We start from the raw sequence: 25,193 nt of genomic DNA, 5'->3' as shown, positions 1-25,193 counted from the left end.
TGTGGTGCGGGTCCAGCCGACCGCTAGGTCAGTTGTCGTCCTCGTCGATCAGGAAACCGCGCATCGGCGTCGGCGCCTGCTGCATCGGCTGCGGCGCCTGCGGCCGTACCGGTGCCATCGGCTGGGTCATGGCAGGAGACATCTGCTGCTGGCCGCCGTACGTCGGGCCGGGGGTGTGACCGCCGCCCATGCCCTGGCCGCCGTAGGACGGCGCGGAGCCCGCGTGTCCCATACCGGCGCCCGCGCCGGCCGGTGCCATGCCGTTGCCCATACCGCCGTTGCCCATGGATCCGCCCATCGAGCCGCCCATGGTGGACGCGGCCGGGAGGGAGGGAGCCGCGGGGGTGGTACGCGGCGGAGCCAGCGAGTCGTCGGCCTGGTTCTCGAGCTGACGGAGCTGGGACTCCAGGTAGGACTTCAGACGCGTGCGGTACTCGCGCTCGAAGCCGCGCAGGTCCTCGACCTTGCGCTCCAACGTGGCGCGGGCGGACTCCAGGGAGCCCATCGCGACGCGGTGCTTCTCCTGGGCGTCCCGCTCAAGAGCGTCCGCCTTGGCGCGGGCGTCCCGCTCCAGGCCCTCGGCGCGGCTGCGGGCCTCGCCGACGATCTTGTTGGCCTCGGAACGCGCTTCCGCGATGGCCTGGTCCGCCGTCTGCTGCGCGAGCGAGAGCACGCGGGCGGCGCTGTCGCCACCGGGTCCCTGCTGCTGCATCGGGTGGTGCTGCTGCTGTTGCTGCTGCATCGGGTGCTGGCCCATGGGGCCGGGTCCCTGCTGCTGCATCGGGTGCTGGCCCATCGGACCAGGCCCCTGCTGCTGCATGGGGTGCCCCATCTGCTGCTGCATCGGGCCGGGCCCGTGCTGCTGCTGGGCGCTGGGGCCGGGCGGCAACTGCGGCATACCGCCCTGCTGCTGCGGCGGACCCATCTGCTGCTGCGGCACCGGCTGCGGACCGGATATGGCAGCGGGCACCGGCCGGTCCTGCTGTTCGGGCTTGCGCATGCCCTGTTGCTGGTTCTGGGCGGCGGCACGGGTGGCCGCGGCCAGTTTGGCGCGCAAGTCCTCGTTTTCGCGGAGCAATCGAGTCAGCTCCGCCTCCACCTCGTCGAGGAAGGCGTCGACCTCATCCTCGTCATAGCCCTCTCGGAGGCGGACGGTCGTGAACTGCTTGTTCCGAACGTCCTCGGGGGTCAGCGGCATCTCTTCACCTCAACGTGATCGTCGACATATCGGGAGCCCGCACCGTTCACATCAAGTTCCCCACGACGGAGATCAGGATGTACACGATGATCATCAATACGAAGAAGGACAGGTCGAGCGCCACGCCCCCGAGACGTAGCGGCGGGATGAACCGCCGCAAGAGCTTGAGTGGCGGATCGGTGACAGTGTAGGTGCCCTCCAGGACCACCACCATCGCCTTCCCAGGGTGCCATGAACGGGCGAACTGGAAGACGTAATCCATCACCAATCGGAAGATCAGCACAAACAGGAAGCAGTACAGCGCGATGTACAGCACCTGGAGTGCGACACTCATCGCGCTTCCCTCTCCCCTGCTCGTCTTCGGCCCGGTGGCCGGGTCCCTGCGGTTGCGTCTCGTTCAGCTCTGGTTGAAGAACCCGCCCTCGGCGATCCGGGCTTTGTCCTCCGCCGTGACATCGACGTTAGCAGGCGACAGGAGGAACACCTTCTGCGTCACCCGCTCGATGCTTCCGTGAAGACCGAAGACCAGGCCGGCGGCGAAGTCGACAAGACGCTTCGCGTCCGTGTCGTCCATCTCCGTCAGATTCATGATCACCGGCGTTCCCTCGCGGAAGTGTTCCCCGATGGTACGGGCTTCGTTGTAGGTCCGGGGGTGCAGTGTCGTGATCCGGTACGGCTCTCGCTCTGACACGACCTTGGGCATGATCACCGGTGCGTTCTTCTCCAGGCTGTGACGTTCGGGTGTGATGGACGCCACGGGGGCGATCCGCGGTTCACGGGGCGCCGGGGCGTGTACGAGACGCGCCGGTTCGTCCTGCGACGACTGGTGCTGGCTCTGTGGTACGTGCTGCGGTACGTGCTGGCTGACCTGCTGCTGACGGCGAGGGGCACGCTCGGGGTCGGCGCTGGCCCGTGCTGCGGGCGGAGCGGCCATCTCGGGCTCGAACTCGTCGTCGGGGTCAAATCCCGGCCCGTCGTATCCGTCGTCCTCCACGAGGCCGAGGTAGACCGCCATCTTGCGCATCGCGCCGGCCATGCTCTGCGTCCTCTCAGCGGGGTTGCGGTCCTCGGCCGCCGCTCGGACGGCCGCCACACCATATTTATGCTGTGGTCCGACTTGTTGGTGACGTTACCCGAGCCCGGGACGGACTCCGAGTACCGCCGTACCGACGCGTACATGTGTCGCTCCGGCCGCAACGGCTTCGTCGAGGTCCTGGCTCATCCCTGCCGAGACCATGGTCGCAGCCGGATGGGTCTCGCGCAGGCCGGATGAGATTTCCATCAACCGATCGAAGGCGGCGCGGGGTTGGCCCGCGTACGCCCCGGCCAGCGGCGCGACGGTCATCAGGCCGTCGAGACGCAGCCCCGGTGCCGCCGCGATCGCGTCGGCGAGCGCGGCGACCGCGTCGGGTGCCACCCCGCCGCGCTCTCCCTGAGCGCCCGACTCCGCGTCCAGGGCGACCTGAACGAGGCACCCGAGCCGCTTTTCCGCGGCGGTCGCCGCGGTCGACAGCGCGCCGACCAGCCGGAGCCGGTCGACCGAGTGCACATGATCAGAGTAACGGACCACTGAACGAGCCTTGTTGGTCTGCAACTGCCCCACAAAATGCCAAGTAAGCGGAAGATCGGCGCACGCCGCCGCCTTGGGCGCGGCGTCCTGGTCGCGGTTCTCCGCCACATGCCGGACGCCGAGGCCGGCCAGCAGCCGGACGTCGCTCGCCGGGTAGGTCTTGGTGACCACGATCAGGGTCACGTCCGCGCGGTCCCGCCCGGCCGCCTCGCAGGCGGCGGTGATCCGCTTCTCGACACGGTCCAGATTCGCGGCGAGTTCCGCGCGCCTGGCGGCGTCCTCGGCCCCGGGGTCGGTCTGATGCTCGGTCACGCGGCGCCGTCCAGCCAGACATAGCCCGCCAGGCGGCCGGTGACACCGTCGCGGCGGTAGGAGAAGTGATCGGCGGACTCCAGGGTGCACACACCCGCGCCCGGCCCGTCGGATGATCCGGCGCTCGGCCCGAGGTTCACTCCGGCGCGCGCGAGTTGGGCGCGCACCCCCGAAGCCACGTCGACCGCCGGAGTGCCCCAGCTCGTCTCGGCGTACGCCTCCGGCACCGCCCGGGCGACCTCGTCCCGCATCGCGGCGGGCACTTCATAGCACTTTCCGCACACGGCGGGGCCGAGCAGCGCGGTGATCCGCGCGGGGTCGGCCCCCCGCGCCGTCATCGCCTCGACGGCGGCGGGCACCACACCCGCGACCAGTCCCGGCCGTCCCGCGTGCGCGGCGGCCACGACACCGGCCACCGGGTCGGCGAGCAGTACGGGCACGCAGTCGGCGGTGAGTACGGCGAGCGTGAGGTCGGCGCGCGTGGTGACGAGCGCGTCGACGGCCGGGACCGGCCGGTCGCCCCACGGGGCGTCCACGACGGCGACCTCGCGGCCGTGCACCTGGTTCATCCACACCACCCGGTCGGGGTCGCGGCCGAGATCGGCCGCGGCGCGCTCGCGGTTGGCGCGTACGGCGGCGGGGTCGTCCCCCACCGCGCCGCCGAGGTTGAGGCTGTCGTGCGGAACGGCGCTCACCCCGCCCCACCGGTCGGTGAAGGCGAAGTGCGCGCCGCTCGCTGTCTGGCGGTGCCCTATCACTTCAAGAAGTCGGGTACGTCGAGCTCTTCGGCCGCGGTGTCCTGGTAGGGACGGGCCGGCGGCACGTGCGGGGGCGGGACCGGGGTCGGCGCCTCCGCGACGGGCTCGTTGTCGCTGTCGCGGTCCGACGAGGCGACCGGGACACTGCCGAGGCCGGTGTACGAGGTCGCCGGGCGGGCGGGTTCGGGCTGGCTGGCGATCCGGGCGCCGGAGGCGGGGGTCGTGTCGCGGTATCCGTCGAGCGCCTTGGCGCTGCTCTTGGTGGGCGGCTGACCGCCGTCGAACCCGGCGGCGATCACGGTGACCCGCACCTCGTCGCCGAGCGCGTCGTCGATGACCGCGCCGAAGATGATGTTGGCCTCGGGGTGGGCCGCCTCGCTGACGAGTTGGGCCGCCTCGTTGATCTCGAACAGGCCGAGGTCGGAGCCGCCGGAGATGGAGAGCAGCACCCCGCGGGCGCCGTCGATGGAGGCTTCGAGCAGCGGCGAGGAGATCGCCATCTCGGCGGCGGCGACCGCACGGTCGTCACCGCGCGCGGAGCCGATGCCCATGAGGGCCGAACCCGCCTCGGACATCACGGACTTCACGTCGGCGAAGTCGAGGTTGATCAGGCCGGGGGTGGTGATCAGGTCGGTGATGCCCTGCACGCCGGAGAGCAGGACCTGGTCGGCCGAGCGGAAGGCGTCGAGCACGCTGACCTGGCGGTCCGAGATGGACAGCAGACGGTCGTTGGGGATGACGATCAGGGTGTCGACGTTCTCCCGCAGCCCCGCGATGCCGTCCTCCGCCTGGTTGGCGCGGCGGCGGCCCTCGAAGGTGAAGGGGCGGGTGACGACCCCGATGGTCAGGGCGCCGAGCGAGCGGGCGATGTTGGCGACGACGGGTGCGCCGCCGGTGCCGGTGCCGCCGCCCTCACCCGCGGTGACGAAGACCATGTCGGCGCCCTTGAGCACCTCTTCGATCTCCTCGCGGTGGTCCTCGGCGGCCTTGCGGCCCACGTCGGGGTTGGCCCCGGCGCCGAGGCCCCGGGTCAGTTCACGGCCGACGTCGAGCTTGACGTCGGCGTCGCTCATCAGGAGGGCCTGCGCATCGGTGTTGATCGCGATGAACTCGACGCCCTTGAGACCGACCTCGATCATCCGGTTGATGGCGTTGACGCCACCGCCGCCGATGCCGACGACCTTGATGACTGCGAGGTAGTTCTGCGGTGCTGCCACGTCGAAGGCCTCTCGCCTCGAGTTACGTATCTTGTGGGACGGTCGGTACGCTCGCCGATGCCGTTCCGAACCCTAACCGTGAGGTTTAGGGTTACCAGTATGCATGTCCCATGTGTTCCTTGGGACGAGACACTAAGTCGACAAGCGGTAGTGGTTCAACGAACACGCCGAACCTACCGTTTTTCTTTTGACCCTATGTGATCACGTCACCGGCTGGTGGGCCAGGGGTCGAATAATGCCATAAGGGGCGTCAACTCCCTGACGCCGCAGGGGCGCTGGGGGCACTCACGTCGTAGTGGGAGGCGTGTGGCTGGACCTTCAGGAGCGCATTGAGCACCGCGGCCTTCCGCGCGCCCTGTTCCGCGCTCCCCCACATCACGCTGCGTCCGCGCGAGAGTTCGACGGTGATGTTGTCGTAGGAACGGACCCGGATCGCGGTCGCCTGGCCGTGCAGCGATTCCGGAAGATCGGCGGCGACCGCAATGGCGGCCCGCAGCAGGCTCTTTGTTCCGAAATGCCGAAGGCTCGGCGACTGATCCGGCGTCAATTGCACGAGCGGTACGCCGCGCGGCGCGGTGTCGACCGTCGCGAATCGCACACCGCCCGGGTCCACTTCGGTGAACTTGTCGCCGCTTTTCAGTACGGCGGAGGCCGTTCGTTCGGTCACTTTCACCCGGACCGTGTGCGGCCACGACCGTTCCACGTCCACATGGTCGATCCGCGGCAGCGCGGTGAGCAGCCGCCTGCGGACCGCGCCGGTGTCCACGGAGGCCAGCGCGCCGCCCAGCGGTACGCCCGCGGCGCGCTCGATCTGCTGCGGCGTCAGCACGTCGTTGCCCGTGACGGTCACGCGCGTGGCGCGGAACCAGGAGGAGCCGTAGACGGCCCAGGTGCCGCCCGCGACGAGGACGGTGAGGACGGCCAGTGTGATGATCGCCGTCCGGCGGCTGGGGAGGGTCGGCCGGGGGCGCGGGCGCCGTCCGGCGCCGGGCGCCGCCCCGTCCCGGTCGGCGCCGACCGGCTTCGCTTGCGTCCCGGTCACCCCGGTCACCCGGCCTCCCCGCGTCGACGGATGCGGAGCGCGTCCGCGCCCCGCGGGCCCTATCGTGCCAGGCCCGGTCCGCCGCGCCGCGGGACACGCCCTCGGCGCGGCGGCCACCGTCAGCGGCGGCCCGCGGCCACCGCCTCGTACACCATGGCGACCAACAGGTCGTCCGCGTCGCGGCGGCCGAACTCGGCTGCCGCGCGCGACATGTCGTACAGGCGGTGCGGGTCCGTCAGGACGGGCAGCACGTGTCCCAGCACCCAGTCGGGGGTGAGTTCGGCGTCGTCGACCAGCAGGCCGCCGCCGGCCTTCACCAGCGGCTGGGCGTTGAGCCGCTGTTCGCCGTTGCCGATGGGCAGCGGCACGTAGGCGGCGGGCAGTCCGACCGCGGACAGTTCGGCGACGGTCATGGCACCGGCCCGGCAGAGCATCATGTCGGCGGCGGCGTAGGCGAGATCCATCCGGTCGACGTAGGGCACCGGGCGGTACGGCGGCATGCCGGGCATGTTGTCGGACCGCGGGAGTTCGTTCTTGGGGCCGACCGCGTGCAGGATCTGCACGCCGGACTGCTGGAGCCGCGGCGCGACGGTGGCGATCACCTCGTTGAGCCGGCGGGCGCCCTGGGAGCCGCCGGAGACCAGCAGGGTGGGCAGGTTCTGGTCGAGGCCGAACGCGTGCCGGGCCTCGGGGCGGGCGGCGGCCCGGTCGAGGGTGGCGATGGTGCGGCGCAGCGGGATGCCGATGTAACGGGCGTCGCGCAGCTTGCTGTCGGGGGTGGAGACGGCGACCGCGTGCGCGTACCGCGACCCGATCTTGTTGGCCAGGCCCGGCCGCGCGTTGGCCTCGTGCACGACGATCGGCACGCCGAGCCGCTTGGCGGCCAGGTAGCCGGGCAGCGCCACGTAGCCGCCGAAGCCGACCACGCAGTCCGCCTTGGTGCGTTCCAGGATCTGCTCGGCGGCCTTGATGGTGCCGCGCAGCCGTCCGGGGACGGTGATCAGTTCCGGGGTGGGGCGGCGCGGCAGCGGGACGGCCGGGATGAGCGCCAGTTCATAACCGCGTTCCGGCACCAGCCTGGTCTCCAGGCCCTTCTCGGTGCCGAGGGCCGTGATGCCCACGGTCGGGTCCTGCCTGCGCAGGGCATCGGCGAGCGCGAGCGCAGGCTCGATGTGGCCGGCGGTCCCCCCGCCGGCGAGTACGACATGCACCGAAATTCACCGCTCTCCGGACGGCCGCCTGGTGACGTACCGCCGCATCGTCCGTGTCATTGCCCCGCTGAAAGCACTACGCCCCCGCATGGCCAGGGCCGCTCGCGCTCCGGGCTCGTTTCTCGCGAAGGAGATGAGCAGCCCGATCGCGAACATGGTCGGCAGGATGGCTGAACCTCCGTAGGAGAACAGCGGGAGCGGGACTCCGGCGATCGGCAGCAGGCCGAGCACCGCACCGATGTTGATCACGGCCTGCGCCGTGATCCAGGTGGTCACGCCACCCGCTGCGAACCTGACGAAGGGGTCCTCCGTACGACCGGCCACGCGGATACCCGCGTAGCCTAGTGCCGCGAAGAGGGCGAGTACCGACAGCGTCCCCGCCAGACCCAATTCCTCCCCGGTTACGGCGAAGATGAAGTCGGTGTGCGGCTCCGGGAGTTCACCCCATTTTTCCACACTCGCCCCGAGTCCCGACCCGAACCAGCCGCCGGAGGCGAGGGCGTAGATCCCGTGCACGGCCTGCCAGCACTGGTCGTTGGTGCCGGGGTCGGTGGCGGCGATGCAGTGCAGCCGGCCCATCCGGTTGGGGCTGGTGATGATGGCCAGGGCCGCCAGCGCCGCCGCGCCGGACAGCACGCCCGCGAAGAGCCTGGTGGGGGCGCCCGCGAGCCAGAGCATGCCGAAGAGGATCGCGGTGAGGATCATCGTGGTGCCCATGTCGCCGCCGAGCATGATCAGTCCGAGCAGCAGGAACGTCACGGGCACGAGCGGCACCAGCAGGTGCTTCCACTGGATCAGCAGATTCCGGTCGCCCTTGCGGGCGAGCAGGTCGGCGCCCCACATCACCAGGGCCAGCTTGCCGAATTCGCTGGGCTGGATCTGGAACGGGCCGCCGATGGAGATCCAGTTGGTGTTGCCGTTGACCGTCTGCCCTATTCCGGGGACCTGGACCAGGCACATCAGGAAGACGGCGCCGAGCAGCAGCGGGTACGCGAGCGCGCGGTGCAGTCTGACCGGCATCCGGGCGGCGGCGTAGAGCAGCACGGAGCCGAGGGCGACCGCGAGGAGCTGCTTGCGGAAGTAGTACGTGGACGGCAGGCCGTAGCGCAGCGCCTGGATCATCGAGGCGGAGTACACCATCACCAGGCCGAGCACGGTGATCAGCAGGGCCGCGCCGAGGATGACGTAGTACGCCGTCAGCGGGCGGTCCCAGGCGGCGCGTACCCGCTCGGGGAGCCGGGCGGCGCCCCGGAGCGCGCTGCCGCGCTGCCGGGCCGGGTACGTGCTCATACCCGCCCCCCGCGGGGGCGGTGCGCGGGGCGGCGGGGGGACGCAGTGGCCGTCATGGGACCTCCATCGGAGCGAGGGCGCCGCACGACACCTGCGGCTAGGGCTCGTCGCTGTCGCTGTCGGCGGCGCCCAGGCGCCGGACGGCTTCCGCGAACATATCGCCGCGCTCGTTGTAATTGGCGAACATGTCCATCGACGCACAGGCCGGTGCCAGCAGAACGGTGTCGCCGGGCTGGGCCCGGTCGCGTGCCACGGCGACGGCGGCGGCCATCGCCCCAGTGTCGGTCCGGCCCAGCTCGACCACCGGGACCTGGGGGGCGTGTCGCGCGAGCGCTTCACGGATCAGGGCGCGGTCGGCGCCGATCAGGACGGCGGCCCGCAGCCGGTCGGCGGACTTGATGACCAGGTCGTCGAAGACCGCGCCCTTGGCGAGGCCGCCGGCGAGCCAGACGATCGACGGGTACGCGGCCAGCGACGCCTCGGCCGCGTGGGTGTTGGTGGCCTTGGAGTCGTCGACCCAGGTGATGCCGTCGCGGGTGGCGACCTCGGCGATGCGGTGCGCGTCCGGACGGAAGGCCCGCAGGCCCTCGCGTACGGCGGCCGGTTCGACGCCGTAGGCGCGGGCGAGGGCGGCGGCGGCCAGCGCGTTGGCGATGTTGTGCGGGGCCGGCGGGTTGACGTCGGCGGTCTCGGCCAGCTCCTGCGCGCTGTTGACCCGGTCGTCCACGAAGGCGCGGTCGACCAGGATGCCGTCGACCAGACCGAAGTCGGAGGGCCGGGGCGCGTCGAGGGTGAAGCCGATCGCCCGGCAGCCCTCTTCGACGTCGGCCTCGCGGACCAGCCGCTCGGTCTCCGGGTCGGCGCGGTTGTAGACGCAGGCGACCTGGTTGCCCTGGTAGATCCGGCTCTTGTCGGCGGTGTACGCCGCCATCGAGCCGTGCCAGTCGAGGTGGTCGGGCGCCAGGTTGAGCACGGCGGCAGAGTGCGGGCGGATGCTGGGCGCCCAGTGGAGCTGGTAGCTGGACAGCTCGACGGCGAGGACGTCGTACGGCTCGTCGCCGAGGACCGCGTCCAGCAGGGAGACGCCGATGTTGCCGACGGCCGCGGTGCGCAGGCCCGCCGCGGTGAGGATCGCGGCGAGCATGCGGGTGGTGGTGGTCTTGCCGTTGGTGCCGGTGACCGCGAGCCAGGGGGCCGCGCCGGGCTTCCTGAGCCGCCAGGCCAGTTCGACGTCGCCCCAGATCTCCACGCCCGCCTTGGCGGCGGCCGTGAACAGCGGGCTGCTCGGCTTCCAGCCGGGGGCGGTGACCACGAGTTCGGTGCCCTCGGGCAGGGTCGCGCCGTCACCGAGGCGCACGGTGATGCCGAGCGCCTCCAGTTCGGCCGCCTCGGCCCGCTGCCGCTCGCCCGCGACGCCGTTGACGACGGTGACGCGGGCGCCGAGGGCGTGCAGCGCCTTCGCGGCGGGCACGCCGGAGACGCCGAGCCCGGCGACGGTGACGCGCAGATCCGTGAAGTCGGGGTTCACGAAGCCCTGCCCGGCGGCGGACGGGGAGGCCGGAGACTCCGGGAACGCCGGGGAGTCGGTCGTCACGACGCGGCCACCCAGCCCGCGTAGAAGATGCCGAGTCCGACGGCCATGCACATGCCCTGGATGATCCAGAATCTGACCACGACCAGGACTTCGCTCCACCCCTTGAGTTCGAAGTGGTGCTGGAGTGGCGCCATCCGGAAGACCCGCTTGCCGGTGAGCCGGAAGGAGCCGACCTGGATGATCACGGACATCGTGATCAGGACGAAGAGGCCGCCGAGGATGGCCAGCAGCATCTCGGTGCGGGAGCAGATCGCCAGGCCCGCGAGCGCGCCGCCCAGGGCCAGGGAGCCGGTGTCGCCCATGAAGATCTTGGCCGGTGAGGTGTTCCACCACAGGAAGCCGAAGCAGGCTCCCATCAGGGCCGCCGCGACCACCGCGAGATCGAGTGGGTCGCGGACCTCGTAACACGCGCCGTTGGCGCTGACCGGGGCCCCGCACCACTGGCCGTACTGCCACACGCCGATGACGGTGTACGCGGCGAAGACCATGGTGGAGGCGCCGGTGGCCAGGCCGTCGAGGCCGTCTGTGAGGTTCACGCCGTTGGACATCGCCAGGATCATGAACAGCGCCCAGACCACGAAGATCACCGGGCCGATGGACCAGCCGAAGTCGGTGGTGAACGACAGCTTGGTGGAGGCCGGGGTCTGGCCGCGGGAGTCCTTGAAGTTCAGCGCGAGCGCCGCGAAGGCGATGCCGACGATGAGCTGGCCCGACATCTTCGCCTTGGCGCGCAGGCCGAGGCTGCGCTGCTTGACGATCTTGATGTAGTCGTCGAGGAAACCGACCAGGCCCATACCGGCGAAGAGGAAGAGCACCAGCACGCCGGACATGGTCGGCTTGTCACCGGTGATCAGCTTGGTCGCCGCGTAGGCGATCAGCGTGGCCAGGATGAACGCGATACCGCCCATGGTGGGCGTGCCGCGCTTGCTGTGGTGCGCCTTCGGACCGTCGTCCCGGATCATCTGTCCGTAGCCCTTGCGGGCCAGCAGGCGGATCAACAGCGGTGTGCCGACCAGCGACAGGAAGAGCCCCAGGACGCCGGAGACGAGAATCTGCTTCACAGGGCGGCACCCTCACGGGCCGAGCCGTCGAAGCCGTCGGCTTCGAGCAGCGCCAGGGCGACGGACTCCAGGCCGACCGACCTCGATGCCTTCACCAGTACGACGTCCCCCGGGCGCACTTCGCTGCGCAACAGGTCGATCGCCGCCTCCGCGTCGGACACGTGCACCGACTCCTCACCCCACGAACCCTCGTTATAGGCGCCCATTTGCAGCCAGGCGGCTTCGGTACCGCCCACGGCCACGAGCTTGCTGACGTTGAGCCGGACGGCCAGCCGCCCCACCGCGTCGTGCTCGACGAGTGCTTCCCCGCCGAGTTCGGCCATCTTTCCGAGCACCGCCCACGTGCGCCCCCCGCGCGCCTGTGTGGATCTGCCCATCGCTGCGAGTGTGCGCAGGGCAGCCCTCATGGATTCGGGGTTCGCGTTGTAGGCGTCGTTGACGACCGTCACGCCGTCGGGCCGCTCGGTGACCTCCATGCGCCAGTGCGAGAGCGTGCCGGCCTCGGAGAGCGCGGTGGCGATCTCGTCGACGGGCATGCCCAGTTCACGGGCTACGGCGGTCGCGGCGAGCGCGTTCGACACGTGGTGCTCACCGTACAGGCGCAAGGTCACCTCGGCGCACCCGGTGGGTGTTCGCAGCGTGAAGACGGCCTGACCCCGGTCGTTGAGCCGGACATTCTCGGCGGTCACCTCGACGTCCACGCCGTCGACCGACCTGGCCGACTCGCCGAAGTACACGACGCGCGCCTTGGTACGGGAGGCCATGGCGCGGACCAGCGGGTCGTCGGCGTTGAGTACGGCGATGCCGCCCTCGGCCGCCGCGGGCAGCGCCTCGACCAGCTCGCCCTTGGCCTGGGCGATCTGCTCCCGGCCGCCGAACTCGCCGATGTGCGCGCTGCCGACGTTGAGCACCAGGCCGATCCGCGGCGGGGTCAGTCCGGTCAGGTAGCTGATGTGGCCGATACCGCGGGCGCCCATCTCCAGCACCAGGTGCCGGGTGTGCTCGTCGGCGCTCAGCGCGGTCAGCGGCAGCCCGATCTCGTTGTTCAGCGAGCCCGGTGTCCACACGGTGGGCGCGTGCCGCTCCAGGAGCTGCGCGATGAGGTCCTTGGTGCTGGTCTTGCCCGCGGAGCCGGTCAGCGCCACCACGGTGGCGCCCAGCCGCTCGATGACGTGCTTGGCGAGGGCGCCGAGCGCGGTCTGTACGTCGTCCACGACGATCGCGGGTACGCCGACCGGCCGGGTGGCGAGCACCGCCACGGCGCCCGCCGCGACCACGTCGGCGGCGAAGTCATGGCCGTCGGCCTTGGCTCCGGCGAACGCCACGAAGAGCGCGCCGGGCACCACCTCGCGGGAGTCCCTGACCACCGGGCCGGTGACACGTACTTCCGTGTCCGGTATGTCGTGCGTGCTCCCGCCGACCGCGCGTGCGACCTCGGCGAGGGTGAGGGGGATCACAGTGCTTGTCGGTCCTTCTCGATCGCGGCGCGCAGCACCTCTCGGTCGTCGAAGGGGCGTACCTCTCCGGCGATGTCCTGGCCCTGTTCATGGCCCTTGCCCGCCACCACCACGATGTCGCCGGGCTCGGCCCGTGCGACGGCGGCGGCGACGGCGGCGGCTCTGTCGGGTTCGACGATGACGTGTCCGCGCTGCTGCGCGGGGACCTCGCACGCGCCGTTCAGCATCGCGGCGAGGATGGCCAGCGGGTCCTCCGACCGCGGGTTGTCGGAGGTCAGTACGGCGGTGTCGGCGAGCCGGGCGACCGCCGCGCCCATCGGCCCGCGCTTGGTGGTGTCGCGGTCGCCGCCGCAGCCGAGCACGGCGTGGATCCGGCCGCGGGTGGTCTTGCGCAGCGCGCGCAGCATCAGCTCCACGGCGTCGGTCTTGTGCGCGTAGTCCACGACCGCCAGATACGGCTGTCCCGCGTCGACCCGCTCCAGGCGGCCGGGGACGCCGGGGACGGCGGCGATGCCGTCGGCGGCGGTCTGCGGGTCGAGGCCCGCGGCGGCCAGCGCGGTGATCGCGGCCAGGGTGTTGGCGACGTTGAAGGGGCCGGGCAGCGGCGCGGTGGCGTCCACCCGCTCGCCCTTGGGGCCGAGCACGGTGAAGGTGCTGCCGTGCAGCCCCGCCTCGACGTCCTCGGCCCGCCAGTCCGCGTCCAGCCGCCCTTCGGCGGAGAAGGTGACCAGCGGCACGGTGGCCTCGCCGACCAGCCTGCGGCCGTACGCGTCGTCCAGGTTGACCACGCCGAGCCGGCTGCGGCGCGGGGTGAAGAGCTGCGCCTTGGCCTGGAAGTAGTCCTCCATGCCCGCGTGGAACTCCATGTGCTCGGGGCTGAGGTTGTTGAAGACGGCCACGTCGAACACCGCCCCGTCGACCCGGCCGAGCACCAGGGCGTGGCTGGAGACCTCCATGACCACCGATTCGACACCGCGTTCGCGCATCACGGCGAAGAGCGCCTGGAGGTCGGTGGCCTCCGGTGTGGTGCGCTCGCTCTTGATCCGGTCGTCGCCGATCCGGGTCTCGACGGTGCCGATGAGGCCGGTGCCGCCGTCACGCGCGGCGCGCAGGCCGCCCTCGACGAGGTAGGCGGTGGTGGTCTTGCCCGACGTGCCGGTGATCCCGACCCGCAGCAGGCCGTCGCCCGGCTGGTCGTAGACGGCGGCGGCCAGTTCGCCCATCCGGGCCCGCGGGTCGTCCACGGTCAGGACGGGCAGTCCGGTGGCGGCGGCGCGCTCGGTGCCCGCCGGGTCGGTCAGTACGGCGACGGCTCCGGCGGCGGCGGCCTGCGCGGCGAAGTCCGCGCCGTGGAAGCGCGCGCCGGGCAGCGCCGCGTACAGGTCACCGGGGCGGACCGCGCGCGAGTCGTGCGTGATGCCGGTGACCTGCGCGGTGGGGCCGTCCGGCACCCGCGTACCGAGAGGTCCGGTGAGTTCCGCGAGTTCGTGCAGGGTTTTGGGGCGGATACGCGTCGGGCGCGGCGCGCCCGGCTGGGTGAGGGTGGGCTGATCAGCTTTGGGCACGGCGGTGAGGTTACCGGGCTGGCCGGGGTGCGAGCCAAAATTCATGATCACCGCGCCTTGTCCGTGCCGGGCTTCGCGGTGCCGGGCGGCGTCGCGGGCTGGGCCGGGTCGAAGTCGACCGGCAGATGGGGAGCCTTGGTGCCGGACGGCGGGACCTTCAGCGTCTTGAGCGCGAATTCCATGACCTGCTTGAAGACCGGGCCGCAGATGGAGCCGCCGAAGTAGCTGCCCCTGGTCGGGTTCTGGATCACGCAGGAGACCGTGACGCGCGGGTCGTCGGCGGGCGCGAAGCCCAGGAACGACGAGGTGTAGCCCTTGTACTTGCCGGTCTCCGGGTCCACCCGGTTGGCCGTACCGGTCTTGCCCGCGACGCGGTATCCGGCGATCCGCGCGTGGAGTCCGGTGCCCTGTTCGTCGCCGACGACCGATTCGAGCATCGTGGAGAGCGTCTTGGCGGTCTGCGCGCTGACCACCCGGGTCTTCTTGGCCGGGTCCGCGGGGACGTAGCGGCCGTCGGGTCCCGTGGTGCCGCGGATCAGCGTGGGCTGGACGCGTACGCCCCCGTTGGCGATCGTCGAGTAGACCGAGGTGGCCTGGAGCGCGTTGACCGACAGGCCCTGGCCGAACGGGATGGTGAACTGCTGGGAGGCGTTCCAGTCCTGCGGCTTGGCCAGGATGCCGGGTGTCTCGCCGGGGAAGCCGATGCCGGTGGGGTCGCCGATGCCGAATTTCTTCAGGTACGAGTAGAGCACCCGGTTGGCCTGCGGCTGGGTCGTGCCGAGCTGCTGGCTGGCCAGGATGGTGCCGATGTTGCTGGACTTGGCCAGGACGCCGTTGAGCGTCAGGTACCAGGTGCCGTGGTCGACGTCGTCGTGGAAGACCCGGTCGGCGCGCGGCAGGGTGCCGGGGACGGTGACCCGGGTGTCGGGGGTGGCGGTGCCGGTGTCGAGGATCGCGGCCATCGACATCAGCTTGCTGACGCTGCCGGGCTCGTACGCGTCCTGCATCGCCGCGTTGCCGAGCGCGCGCGGGTCGGCGTGGGCGAGGTCGCCGGGGTCGAAGCCGGGGGCGTCGGCCATGGCCAGCACCTCGCCGGTCCTGGAGTCCTGGACGATCACATAGCCGCGGTCGGCCTTGGACTTCTGCACCTGGGCGGTGATCGCGCTCTGGGCGGCCCACTGGATGTCCCGGTCCAGGGTCAGCTCGACGTCGGAGCCGGGCACGGCGGGGTGTTCCTGGACGCCCGCGGTGGGCACCTGGCGGCCGTCGGACTGGGCGTAGCGGATCTTGCCGTTCTTGCCCGCGAGTTCCTTGTTGAGCATGGATTCGAGGCCGCCGCCGCCCACGCCCTGGCTGTTGACGAAGCCGAGGACGCCCGCGGCCAGGTCGCCGCCGGGGTAGACGCGTTTGGTGTGGGTCTCGCTGAAGACCCCGGCCAGCACGTTGGCGCCCTGTCCCCTGGCGTACGTGGCGGCGAACGCCTTCTTCAGGTCCTTGATCTGGTTCCAGACCTGCGGGGACTGCTGGCGGGCGATCACCTGGTAGCGGGACTTGGGGGTGGCCAGCGCCTTGGCGATGGCCGTCGGGTCGCCGCCGACGATCGGCGCGAGCAGTTCGGCGGCCTGGAGCGGCGCGTCCTTGGTCTTGGTCTGTTCCGGGGTGAACAGATACGGGTCGGCGGTGATGTCGTACGCGTCCACGGTCGTGGCCAGGTCGACGCCGGAGCGGTCGGTGATGGTGCCGCGGTCGGCGGTGACGTCGTGGGTCACCCAGCGGTTCACCGCGGCCTTGGCCGCGTAGGTGGAGGCGTCCACGGCCTGGACCTGGAGCAGCCGGATCACGAAGGCGGCCATTACCAGGGTGAGGGCGACGCCGACCAGCCGCAGCCGGGGCTTGGGCCTGCCGAGCTTGACCAGCCGGGGGCCGCGGGGGGCCCGCGGCGGCGGGGCGGCGCGGCGCGGGCGGGGGGCGGCGGGGCGCTGGCCGAGCCGCTGGCCCGCGCGCTGGGCGGGTCGGGGCGCGGCGCCTTCGGGGCGGGGGCGGCGAATCCGGCCCGCGGGGGCTCCTGCGGCTCCGGCCGCCGCGCCGCCCGCGTTGCCCGCTCCGGACGCGCGGGGGCGGGGCGCGCCAGGGCGCGGGGCGCGGCCCGGCTGCGGTCGTCTCGGCTCGCTCACCGGCCGGCCCTCCGCGCGGGGCGCGGGGAACGGGCGGTCGGGGAGGGTGGCTGAGGCTTCACGAAGTCACCTGCCGGGAGGAGTGGGAGTGGTCGTGGCGGCGGCGTGCGCGCCGCCGGGGGTCGTGGGTGCCGAAGGAGTGGTGCCGGGCGCGCCGGTCGGCGACCCGGTCGCGGCGGCGTCGGCCGCGCCGGTCGGGGTGCCGCTCGGCGGGGTCGCGGTGGGCGTGCCGGTCGGGGCCGACGGCGCCTTGCTGGTCGGCGGCGGCGCGGGCGGCGCCGTGGCCTCCTCGGGGGTGCCCCGGACGCTGCCGTCCGGGTTGAGGAAGGCCGGGTTGCCGCCCGGCACCATGCCGAGCTGCCGGGCGCGCTGTTCCAGGCCGCCGGGGGCCGCGTACTGATCGACCTCCTGCTGGAGCTGCTGCTGCTCGTCCGTGTAACCGTTGGTCTCCTTTTGAAGCTTGTTCAGCTCGAAGGAGTCCTGGTTGACCGCTCCGTTGAGCAGCAGCAGGGAGAGCAGGCCGCCCGCGAGGAGGGTCACGACAAGAAGGACGAACGGCATACGGGCGGCGGTTGCGGACCGGGCGGACCCGCGGCCCGCGGAGGGCCGTACGGACAGGCCGGGCGCGCGCGGCGGCCTGGGCACCCTCGCGGTCCCGCGGCGCGGCTCCCCGCGGTCCTGGCGCGGCGGCCGGTCCTGGCGGGCGGGCCGCTCGCGGGACGGTTCCTGACCGGCGGCCCGCTTACGGGGCGGTTCCTGGCGCGGGGCGCGGCCACGGGCGGGGTCCTCGCGCGGGCTCCGTCCGCGCGCCGGTTCCCCGCGTGCCCGGCCGTCGCCCGGCCGGCCCTCAGGTGACCGGTCCCGGCGTGCCCGGTCGTCGCCGGGGGGCCGTCGCCGGTCCCCCGGCCGGTCCTGGCTCACCGCGCGTCCTCGCGGATCCGCTCGGCGCCGCGCAGCCGGGCGGGCGCGGCCCGCCGGTTCTCGGCGATCTCGTCCTCGGTGGGCAGTTCCGCGCCGCGGGTGAGCAGCTTCAGGCGGGGCTGGTACTGCTCGGGCACCACCGGCAGGCCGGGCGGCGCGGTCGTGGCGGCCCCGGCCGCGAGGACCTGCTTGACCAGCCGGTCCTCCAGCGACTGGTACGACAGCACGGCGATCCGGCCGCCGACCGCGAGCGCCCCGACGGCCGCCGGGACCGCGCGCTCCAGCACCGACAGCTCGCCGTTGACCTCGATCCGCAGGGCCTGGAAGGTCCGCTTGGCCGGGTTGCCGCCGGTGCGCATCGCGGCCTGCGGCAGCGCCGTACGGATCAGCTCCACCAGGCGCGCGCTGTTGCTGAACGGCTCCCGTTCCCGCTCGCGCACCACCGCGTCCACGATCTTGCGGGCGAATTTCTCCTCGCCGTAGGCGCGCAGGATGCGCACCAGGTCGCCCGGCGGATACGTGTTGAGCACCTCGGCGGCGCTGATCCCGGTGGTCTGGTCCATCCGCATGTCCAGCGGCGCGTCCTGGGCGTACGCGAAGCCGCGGCCGGCCTCGTCGAGCTGCATGGAGGAGACGCCGAGGTCGAACAGGACGCCCTGGACGCGGACGATGCCGAGCCGGTCCAGGACGTCGGGCAGCTCGTCGTAGACCGCGTGCACGAGGGTGGCGCGGTCGCCGAAGGGCGCGAGTCGCTCGGCGGAGAGCTTCAGCGCCTCGGTGTCGCGGTCGAGCGCGACCAGCCGGGCGGCGGGGAACGTGCTGAGCAGCGCCTCGCTGTGGCCGCCGAGGCCGAGGGTGGCGTCCACGACGACCGCGCCCGGCTCGGCGAGCGCGGGGGCCAGCAGGTCCAGGCAGCGCCGGAGCATGACCGGCACATGGCGCGGCTCGGGCTGCGCGGGGGTGGTGTCGCTCATGGGGCCCTTCTCGGCGGTACGGGGGACGTAGAACCGGGTCCCCGCCCGCTCGAAAGGAAACGTTCCCCTGGCACCGGGGAAGTGGTGCCAGCGGAGCGGCAGAGCGGGAGGAGGCCGGGCCGTACGTCCGCGCGGTGGTACGGAGTCAAGCGTGGGGTGCGCGCAGGTGCGCCGGGGCGCGGACCGGTCGGGCCGCGCTCACAGTAATCCGGGCGGAACCTCCTCGGACAGGGCCGAAAAGGTGTCTTCCTGGGCCGCGAGATAGCCCTCCCAGGCGGTCGCGGACCAGATCTCCACCCGGCTGCCCGCGCCGATCACCGCGCAGTCCCTGACCAGCCCGGCGTAGGCGCGCAGCGGCTGCGGCACCGTGACCCGGCCCTGCTTGTCGGGGACCTCGTCATGCGCCCCGGCGAACAGCACGCGCAGGTAGTCCCGCGCGCCCTTCGAGGTCAGCGGGGCGTCGGACAGGCTTCTGGTGGCGGCCTTGAAGCCGTCGACCGACCACACGCACAAGCAGCGTTCCTGCCCCTTGGTGATCACCAGTCCGTCGGCGAACTGCTCGCGGAACCTGGCGGGCAGCACCAGCCGGTTCTTGTCGTCGAGCCGCGGGGTGTACGTCCCGAGGAACATGCACACCTCCAGCAGACGGCACCACTTCGCGCCACTTTACTCCACCGGCCCCCACGGTCAACGCAGAGCGGAGCCGGGCGCGTCACGTCCCGCGCGACCTCCGCGTCACCCCTCACGTCCCCTCGCGTCACCCCTTTCCGGTGAGCCCCGGAGGGTGTGTGGGCTACCTCACACATCGTGGAATTGCCGATGCTTATCCTTTTTGAGCCGAAATTTCGTGGGACCTCACAGCAGGTGGAACGGCACCCGGAGCCGTACCGTCAGAGACATGTCGATATCTGCCAGTGGTTCCCCAGCGCCGACCGACGTCAGCGGCCGCTCCGGAGACACCGCCACCGCGTCCGTTACCGACCGGCTCGTCGCAGCCAACCAGCGCTACGCCGACGCGTTCCAAGACCCCGGCATGGATGCCAGGCCCGTTCTGAAGGTCGCCGTCGTGGCCTGCATGGACGCCCGCATCGACCTGCACCGGGCGCTCGGCCTGGAGCTGGGCGACTGCCACACCATCCGCAACGCGGGCGGCGTGGTCACCGACGACACCATCCGCTCCCTCACCATCAGCCAGCGCGCACTGGGCACCCGCTCCGTCGTGCTGATCCACCACACCAACTGCGGCCTGCAGAGCATCACCGAGGACTTCCGTACCGAACTGGAACGGGAGGTCGGCCAGCGGCCGACCTGGTCGGTGGAGGCGTTCACCGATATCGACCAGGATGTCCGGCAGTCGATGAACCGGGTGCGCACCTCGCCCTTCCTCGCGCACACCGACGATGTGCGCGGGTTCGTCTTCGACGTGCACACTGGTCTACTCCGGGAAATCACGAACAAGTAACGGCAGGCGAGTGACGTGGGGTGCCGCGTAAGGGAAGAATGCATCGTGCGGCACCGCACTGCCTCGCCCGGCGCGAGCACGAGCGGCACGCAAGTGGGGTGGGCCGGTCCAGGGATGACCGTGTCCCGAGGAACATGGCCGAGGAGTACCGGGTGACGACCTTTGACGCACGAGCAAGCCTGAGCGATCTGACGACGACCGCTGACCGGGTGCGCCGCAGTGTGGAGAACGTGATCGAGGGCAAGCCCGAAGTCGTCCGCATCGCACTGACGGTGCTGCTCGCCGAGGGACATCTGCTGATCGAGGACGTGCCGGGTGTCGGTAAGACGATGCTGTCCAAGGCCCTGGCACGGTCGATCGACTGTTCGGTACGGCGCATCCAGTTCACACCCGACCTGCTGCCGTCCGACATCACCGGTGTGAGCGTCTTCGACCAGCAGCGGCGGGACTTCGAGTTCAAGCCGGGCGCGATCTTCGCGCAGATCGTGGTCGGCGACGAGATCAACCGCGCCTCGCCCAAGACCCAGTCGGCGCTGCTGGAGTCGATGGAGGAGCGGCAGGTCACCGTGGACGGCACCACGTACGAACTGCCGAGCCCCTTCATGGTGATCGCCACCCAGAACCCGGTGGAGATGGAGGGCACCTATCCGCTGCCCGAGGCGCAGCGGGACCGGTTCACCGCCCGGGTCTCGATCGGCTACCCCAGCCCGGACGCCGAGTTGAAGATGCTCGACGTGCACGGCGGTGTCTCGCCGCTCGACGACCTCCAGCCCGTCGCGCACGCCCACGAGATCGTCAAGCTCGTCGAGGCCGTACGGATGGTGCATGTCTCGGAGCCGGTACGGCGGTACGCGGTGACGCTGGTCGGCGCCACCCGCAACCACCCCGATCTGCGGCTCGGCGCCTCGCCGCGCGCCACCTTGCACCTGGTGCGGGCGGCCAGGGCCTCCGCCGCGCTGGACGGCCGGGACTACGTGCTGCCCGACGACGTGCAGGGCCTGGCCTCCTCCGTACTGGCGCACCGCCTGCTGCCCACCGCGCAGGCGCAGTTGAACCGGCGCACCCCCGAACAGGTGGTCGCCGAGATCGTGCAGCGCGTCCCGGTGCCCGACCCGGCGGCCGGCGGCTGGCCGCAGAAGCCGTCCGCCCGCCCGCAGGGCCTGCGGGGCCTGTGATGGCGACGCCCGGCGCCGGGACCCCGCCGCCGACCCGACCGCCGCAACCCGCGCCGCAGCCGCAGCGCGGTCCGGCGCAGGGCCGCCAGGGCGGCCAGCCGGGCGCCGCGGGGCCGCAGCAGGCGAGCGGCGGATTCCGTACCGCGCTCGGCGGACTCACCACCCGGGGCCGGTCCTTCGTCGCGGCCGGGGTCGCCGCCGGGATATGCGCCTACGTGCTCGGCCAGCCCGACCTGCTGCGGGTCGGACTGCTGCTGGCGATCCTGCCGCTGGTCTGCGTCGCCGTCCTGTACCGCACCCGTTACCGGGTCGCGGGGAGCAGGCGGCTCGCCCCGTCGCGGGTGCCCGCCATGTCGGAGTCCCGCGTGCACCTGCGGGTCGACAACGTCTCGCGCATCCCCACCGGACTGCTGATGCTCCAGGACCGGGTGCCGTACGTGCTCGGCCCGCGCCCGCGCTTCGTGCTGGACCGGGTGGAGCCCGGCGGCCACCGCGAGGTGTCCTACCGGGTCCGCTCCGACCTGCGGGGCCGCTACCCGCTCGGCCCGCTGCAACTGCGGCTGACCGACCCCTTCGGCATGTGCGAACTGACCCGCTCCTTCAGCGCGTTCGACACCCTCACCGTGGTGCCGCGCGTCGAGGCGCTGCCGCCGGTACGCCTGGCCGGTGAGGCCAACGGCTACGGCGAGAGCCGCACCCGCGCGCTGGCCTTCGCCGGCGAGGACGACGTCATCCCGCGCGGCTACCGGCACGGCGACGACCTGCGCCGGGTGCACTGGCGCTCCACCGCCAAGTACGGCGAGCTGATGGTGCGCCGCGAGGAGCAGCCGCACCGCGCGCGCTGCACCGTCCTGCTGGACACCCGGCGCTCCGCCTACTACGGCGCGGGCCCCGACTCGGCGTTCGAGTGGGCGGTCTCGGCCGCCGCCTCGGTCTCCACCCACATGCTGGAACGCGGCTTCGCGGTACGGCTGCTGACCGACACCGGCAGCAGCGTCCCCGGCCCCGAGGGCACCGGCGGCTACGTCGGCGACTCCTCGGACATGGCGGGCGTCCTGCTGGACACCCTCGCCGTGGTCGACCACTCCGACGACCTGGCGCAGTCGCCCGGCTCCGGCTCCGGCTCCGGCTCCGGCCCCGATTCCGCGCACAGCGACGGCCTGTCCCGCGCCTACGAGGTGCTGCGGTCCAGCCACGAGGGCCTGCTGGTGGCCTTCCTCGGCGACCTGGACGAGGAGCAGGCGGCCAACGTCGGCCGGATGCGGCAACGGGCGGGCGGCGCCGTCGCGTTCGTCCTGGACAGCGACGACTGGACGGCCCGCGAGCCGGGCGCCAGGTCGGAGCCCCCGGCCGAGCACGGCGCGCGGGAGACCGGCGCCGAGGACGACGACACCCCGACACCGCTGCGGATGCTCCGCGAGGCGGGCTGGACGGTGCTGTCGGTACGCGCCGGGGACTCGCTGCCGGAACTGTGGCAGCGGGCCGACCGTTACCGCTCACGCGAGGAACAGCAAGAGGCAGGGGCCACAACATGAGCGGACGTGCCCGGCTGACGGTGTGTGCGGCGGCCGCCTCCGTGATGGCCGCCTGCTCGCTGCTGCCGCTGGCCACCCCCGCGGGCTGGATGTTCCAGGCCGTGCTCTTCGTGGCACTCCAGTCCGGGGTCGGCGCGCTGGCCCGACGGGTGCCGCTGGCCCGGCCGTTGACCGTCCTCGCGCAGGCGGTGGTCTCACTGCTCGTGCTGACCGTGATGTTCGCGCCGCACCAGGCGCTGGGCGGCGTCATCCCCGGTCCCAACGCCTTCGTCCACCTCAGCGACCTGGTACGCGACGGGCTGACCGACGTCAGCCAGTTCGCCATCCCGGCGCCGGTCACCCCCGGCATCAGGATGCTGCTGGTCGGCGGTGTGCTGGTGGTCGCGCTCGCGGTGGACGCGCTGGCCGTCACGTACAACAGCGCGGCCCCCGCGGGACTTCCGCTGCTGGCGCTGTACTCGGTGGCCGCGGGGCTGTCCAACGGCGGTGCGCAGTGGCTGTACTTCGTGGTCGCCGCCGCCGGTTACCTGCTGCTGCTCCTGGCCGAGGGCCGGGACCGGCTCTCGCGCTGGGGCCGGGTCTTCGGCGGCGGTCCGCCGGCCAACGGCTGGGGCGGCTCCGCCAACCCGGCCTCCGGCAGCCGGGCGCTGGCCCCGGTGCGCACCGGCCGCAGGATCGGCGTGATGGCGCTGGGCCTGGCCCTGGTCGCGCCCGCCGTGCTGCCGTCGCTGGGCAGCGGCCTGCTGGACACCTCGGGCACCGGTACGGGACCGGGGCGCGGCGGCACGATCTCCGCGGTCAACCCGGTGGTGGCCCTCCAGGACAACCTCAACCAGCAGGACAACCGCGAAGTCCTCTCGTACAGGACCAACTCCACCGATCTGTCCAGCATGTACTTGCGGATTGTGGCGCTCGACCAGTTCGACGGCACGCAGTGGCAGCCGTCGAAGCGGAAGATCGAGGACATCCCGTCGGTGCTGCCGCAGCCCGCGGGCATGGCCTCCGACGTGAAGTACTCCAAGGTCCAGACGACGGTGAAGGTCGACGACGGCTACGCGCAGGGCTGGCTGCCGATGCCCTTCCCGGCGCTGGGCGTCGACGTGTCGGGGCACTGGCGGTTCGAGCCCGAGGGCCGGACGATCATCGGCGACCGCGGGCAGAACACCTCGGGTCTGACGTACTCGGTCACGAGCATGCAGGTGCAGCCGACGGCCGCGCAGCTCGCCGCCGCGCCCCCGGCCACCGGACGGGTCGCCGAGGAGTACACCAAGGTGCCCGGCTCGCTGCCGAAGGTGGTCGCGCAGACCGCGCAGCAGGTGACGGAGTCGGCGAACAACGACTACGAGAAGGCGCTGGCGCTCCAGCGGTACTTCACCTCGGGCGCGTTCGTCTACAACACCAAGGCGCAGTCGGGCACCGGCGTGGACGCCATAGCGCGGTTCCTGCGCACCAAGGAAGGCTTCTGCATCCACTTCGCCTTCACCATGGCGGCGATGGCCCGCACGCTGCACATCCCGGCGCGGGTGGCGGTCGGCTTCACGCCCGGCTCGCAGCAGGGTTCGGACGGCACGATGTCGGTGGGCCTCAAGGACGCGCACGCCTGGCCCGAGCTGTACTTCGAGGGCATCGGCTGGACCCGGTTCGAGCCGACCCCGTACCGGGGCACGGCCCCCTCGTACACCCAGACCACGACGCCCTCGGGCACCAACGAGCCCGCCGACCAGGGGCAGCACGGCACGGCGACGACGCCGACCCCGACGCCGTCGGCGAGCGCGAGCTGCGGCAGCGACAACCGGGCGCAGAGCTCCTGCGACAACACGGCGGTGGCCGCTTCCGGCGGTTCCGGCGGCGGCGGGTTCGGCGGCGGCAGGATCGCCGTGCTCACGCTGCTCGCGCTGCTGGTGCTGGCCGTCCCGCTGCTGCCCATGCTCTGGCGGCGCCGACAGCGGTCCAGACGGCTCGGCGGCGGACGGGACAGGGCCGAAGGGCTCGCCCTGTCCGCCTGGCGCGAGGTGGTCGACACCGGCTGGGACTACGGCGTCCCGCCGGACGACTCCGAGACCCCGCGGCGGGCGATGGCCCGGCTGGTCCAGGACGGCGGTCTGACCGGCCAGGCCGCGGTCTCCGCGGGCGCCCTGGCCACGGCGGTGGAGCAGGTGCTCTACTCGCCCAGGCCCCAGCCGGTCACCGGGTTGCCGGCCGATGTCCGGCACGTCCGCGAGGGCCTGCACGCGGCGGCCGGGCGCCGCGGTCGCCTTCGGGCGGTGCTTCTGCCGCGTTCCTCCGCCCGGGTGATCTGGCACCTTTCTGACCGGTGGTCCGCGGTCACTCTCCGTCTGTCCGAGGCCGGGCATCGCCTTGTCGCTCCGCTGAGGAGGCGCCTGGCCCGCCAGGCGTGAGTCCCCACCGCGCGGGTGGGGCGCCCCTCAGGGGGCTGCGCCGTCCGCGCGGGGCGTGCCCCGTCAGGGGCGGGAGGAACTGCGCGCCCGCCCCCAGGGGCCGGTGGTCCGGGAACGACCGGACTGCCCCGCCGGGGCGGGTGGTGACCTGCGGGAGCGCGGCCGGCGGCGGACGGCGCGGTTCCTCAGCGCGGCCGGCGGCCGACCGCGCGGTTCCTCAGCGCGGCCGGCGGCGGACCGCGCGGTTCCTCCCCCAGCTAACGCTGGGAGGCGCCCCC

Annotated in this window: 21 protein-coding genes; 4 read left to right on the top strand and 17 right to left on the bottom strand. The window is 72.3% G+C overall.

All coding sequences use genetic code 11. From position 1 onward, the window contains the following. Positions 1-28 precede the first annotated feature (28 nt). The 17 genes from ACIQCJ_RS35370 to mraZ form a co-directional block, all read right to left on the bottom strand. Positions 29-1,198 carry a DivIVA domain-containing protein gene (locus tag ACIQCJ_RS35370; RefSeq protein ID WP_391043975.1) on the bottom strand — a complete coding sequence of 390 codons (1,170 nt, stop codon included), beginning with the start codon at positions 1,196-1,198 and terminating at the stop codon, positions 29-31. 46 nt (positions 1,199-1,244) lie between these two features. Further along, positions 1,245-1,532 carry a YggT family protein gene (locus ACIQCJ_RS35365; protein ID WP_355334104.1) on the bottom strand — a complete coding sequence of 96 codons (288 nt, stop codon included), beginning with the start codon at positions 1,530-1,532 and terminating at the stop codon, positions 1,245-1,247. A 63-nt stretch (positions 1,533-1,595) separates the two neighbouring features. Next, positions 1,596-2,234, bottom strand: a complete 639-nt coding sequence (locus ACIQCJ_RS35360) for a cell division protein SepF (protein ID WP_188282131.1) — start codon at positions 2,232-2,234, stop codon at positions 1,596-1,598. Positions 2,235-2,327: 93 nt separating this feature from the next. Further along, positions 2,328-3,080 carry a YggS family pyridoxal phosphate-dependent enzyme gene (locus ACIQCJ_RS35355; RefSeq protein ID WP_402713935.1) on the bottom strand — a complete coding sequence of 251 codons (753 nt, stop codon included), beginning with the start codon at positions 3,078-3,080 and terminating at the stop codon, positions 2,328-2,330. After that, entirely contained in the window at positions 3,077-3,838 is a 762-nt protein-coding gene (gene pgeF / locus ACIQCJ_RS35350; RefSeq protein ID WP_355334110.1) for a peptidoglycan editing factor PgeF, read from the bottom strand. Before pgeF ends, ACIQCJ_RS35355 begins: the two co-directional genes overlap by 4 nt. After that, positions 3,835-5,055 carry a cell division protein FtsZ gene (gene ftsZ / locus ACIQCJ_RS35345; RefSeq protein WP_355334113.1) on the bottom strand — a complete coding sequence of 407 codons (1,221 nt, stop codon included), beginning with the start codon at positions 5,053-5,055 and terminating at the stop codon, positions 3,835-3,837. The genes pgeF and ftsZ overlap by 4 nt, the downstream gene beginning before the upstream one ends. A 250-nt stretch (positions 5,056-5,305) precedes the next feature. Next, on the bottom strand, positions 5,306-6,097 hold the full coding sequence (locus ACIQCJ_RS35340) for a cell division protein FtsQ/DivIB (RefSeq protein ID WP_402713932.1): 792 nt from the start codon (positions 6,095-6,097) through the stop codon (positions 5,306-5,308). A 119-nt stretch (positions 6,098-6,216) separates the two neighbouring features. Continuing rightward, positions 6,217-7,308 (bottom strand): undecaprenyldiphospho-muramoylpentapeptide beta-N-acetylglucosaminyltransferase, encoded by a 1,092-nt coding sequence (gene murG / locus ACIQCJ_RS35335; RefSeq protein WP_355334117.1) that lies wholly within the window; start codon positions 7,306-7,308, stop codon positions 6,217-6,219. Positions 7,309-7,314: 6 nt separating this feature from the next. Further along, positions 7,315-8,598 carry a putative lipid II flippase FtsW gene (ftsW, locus tag ACIQCJ_RS35330; protein WP_355334118.1) on the bottom strand — a complete coding sequence of 428 codons (1,284 nt, stop codon included), beginning with the start codon at positions 8,596-8,598 and terminating at the stop codon, positions 7,315-7,317. 97 nt (positions 8,599-8,695) lie between these two features. Next, positions 8,696-10,126, bottom strand: a complete 1,431-nt coding sequence (gene murD / locus ACIQCJ_RS35325; RefSeq protein ID WP_402713955.1) for a UDP-N-acetylmuramoyl-L-alanine--D-glutamate ligase — start codon at positions 10,124-10,126, stop codon at positions 8,696-8,698. A gap of 62 nt (positions 10,127-10,188) precedes the next feature. Further along, entirely contained in the window at positions 10,189-11,253 is a 1,065-nt protein-coding gene (gene mraY / locus ACIQCJ_RS35320) for a phospho-N-acetylmuramoyl-pentapeptide-transferase (RefSeq protein ID WP_188282125.1), read from the bottom strand. After that, positions 11,250-12,710: a UDP-N-acetylmuramoyl-tripeptide--D-alanyl-D-alanine ligase gene (murF, locus tag ACIQCJ_RS35315; RefSeq protein WP_355334122.1), complete on the bottom strand. Its 1,461-nt coding sequence runs from the start codon at positions 12,708-12,710 to the stop codon at positions 11,250-11,252. The genes mraY and murF overlap by 4 nt, the downstream gene beginning before the upstream one ends. Beyond that, on the bottom strand, positions 12,707-14,320 hold the full coding sequence (locus ACIQCJ_RS35310) for a UDP-N-acetylmuramoyl-L-alanyl-D-glutamate--2,6-diaminopimelate ligase (RefSeq protein WP_355334124.1): 1,614 nt from the start codon (positions 14,318-14,320) through the stop codon (positions 12,707-12,709). The genes murF and ACIQCJ_RS35310 overlap by 4 nt, the downstream gene beginning before the upstream one ends. A gap of 2 nt (positions 14,321-14,322) precedes the next feature. Then, entirely contained in the window at positions 14,323-16,449 is a 2,127-nt protein-coding gene (locus ACIQCJ_RS35305) for a peptidoglycan D,D-transpeptidase FtsI family protein (protein WP_402713929.1), read from the bottom strand. A 66-nt stretch (positions 16,450-16,515) separates the two neighbouring features. Next, the gene (locus ACIQCJ_RS35300; protein WP_391043959.1) at positions 16,516-17,010 is read right to left on the bottom strand and encodes a cell division protein FtsL; all 495 of its coding nucleotides are present in this window, start codon (positions 17,008-17,010) and stop codon (positions 16,516-16,518) included. Positions 17,011-17,366: 356 nt separating this feature from the next. Next, positions 17,367-18,344: a 16S rRNA (cytosine(1402)-N(4))-methyltransferase RsmH gene (gene rsmH, locus ACIQCJ_RS35295; protein WP_355334131.1), complete on the bottom strand. Its 978-nt coding sequence runs from the start codon at positions 18,342-18,344 to the stop codon at positions 17,367-17,369. A 198-nt stretch (positions 18,345-18,542) separates the two neighbouring features. Then, on the bottom strand, positions 18,543-18,974 hold the full coding sequence (gene mraZ, locus ACIQCJ_RS35290) for a division/cell wall cluster transcriptional repressor MraZ (protein ID WP_355334133.1): 432 nt from the start codon (positions 18,972-18,974) through the stop codon (positions 18,543-18,545). 268 nt (positions 18,975-19,242) lie between these two features. Between mraZ and ACIQCJ_RS35285 the strand changes: the two genes are divergently transcribed. The 4 genes from ACIQCJ_RS35285 to ACIQCJ_RS35270 all read left to right on the top strand — a co-directional run bounded on the left by ACIQCJ_RS35285 (position 19,243) and on the right by ACIQCJ_RS35270 (position 24,915). Beyond that, positions 19,243-19,806, top strand: a complete 564-nt coding sequence (locus tag ACIQCJ_RS35285) for a carbonic anhydrase (protein ID WP_355334136.1) — start codon at positions 19,243-19,245, stop codon at positions 19,804-19,806. Positions 19,807-19,958: 152 nt separating this feature from the next. Then, positions 19,959-20,981, top strand: a complete 1,023-nt coding sequence (locus tag ACIQCJ_RS35280) for a MoxR family ATPase (protein ID WP_188283215.1) — start codon at positions 19,959-19,961, stop codon at positions 20,979-20,981. Beyond that, complete coding sequence (locus tag ACIQCJ_RS35275) at positions 20,981-22,516, top strand: DUF58 domain-containing protein (protein ID WP_402713926.1); 1,536 nt, start codon at positions 20,981-20,983, stop codon at positions 22,514-22,516. The genes ACIQCJ_RS35280 and ACIQCJ_RS35275 overlap by 1 nt, the downstream gene beginning before the upstream one ends. Continuing rightward, positions 22,513-24,915: a transglutaminaseTgpA domain-containing protein gene (locus tag ACIQCJ_RS35270; RefSeq protein ID WP_391043952.1), complete on the top strand. Its 2,403-nt coding sequence runs from the start codon at positions 22,513-22,515 to the stop codon at positions 24,913-24,915. Before ACIQCJ_RS35275 ends, ACIQCJ_RS35270 begins: the two co-directional genes overlap by 4 nt. Positions 24,916-25,193 lie beyond the last annotated feature (278 nt).

Origin of the sequence: Streptomyces sp. NPDC093221, assembly GCF_044753885.1 — a bacterium.
Lineage (GTDB): Bacteria > Actinomycetota > Actinomycetes > Streptomycetales > Streptomycetaceae > Actinacidiphila.
Note: the sequence above shows the minus strand (reverse complement) of the source record. Positions and strands in the feature narration are given on the sequence as shown.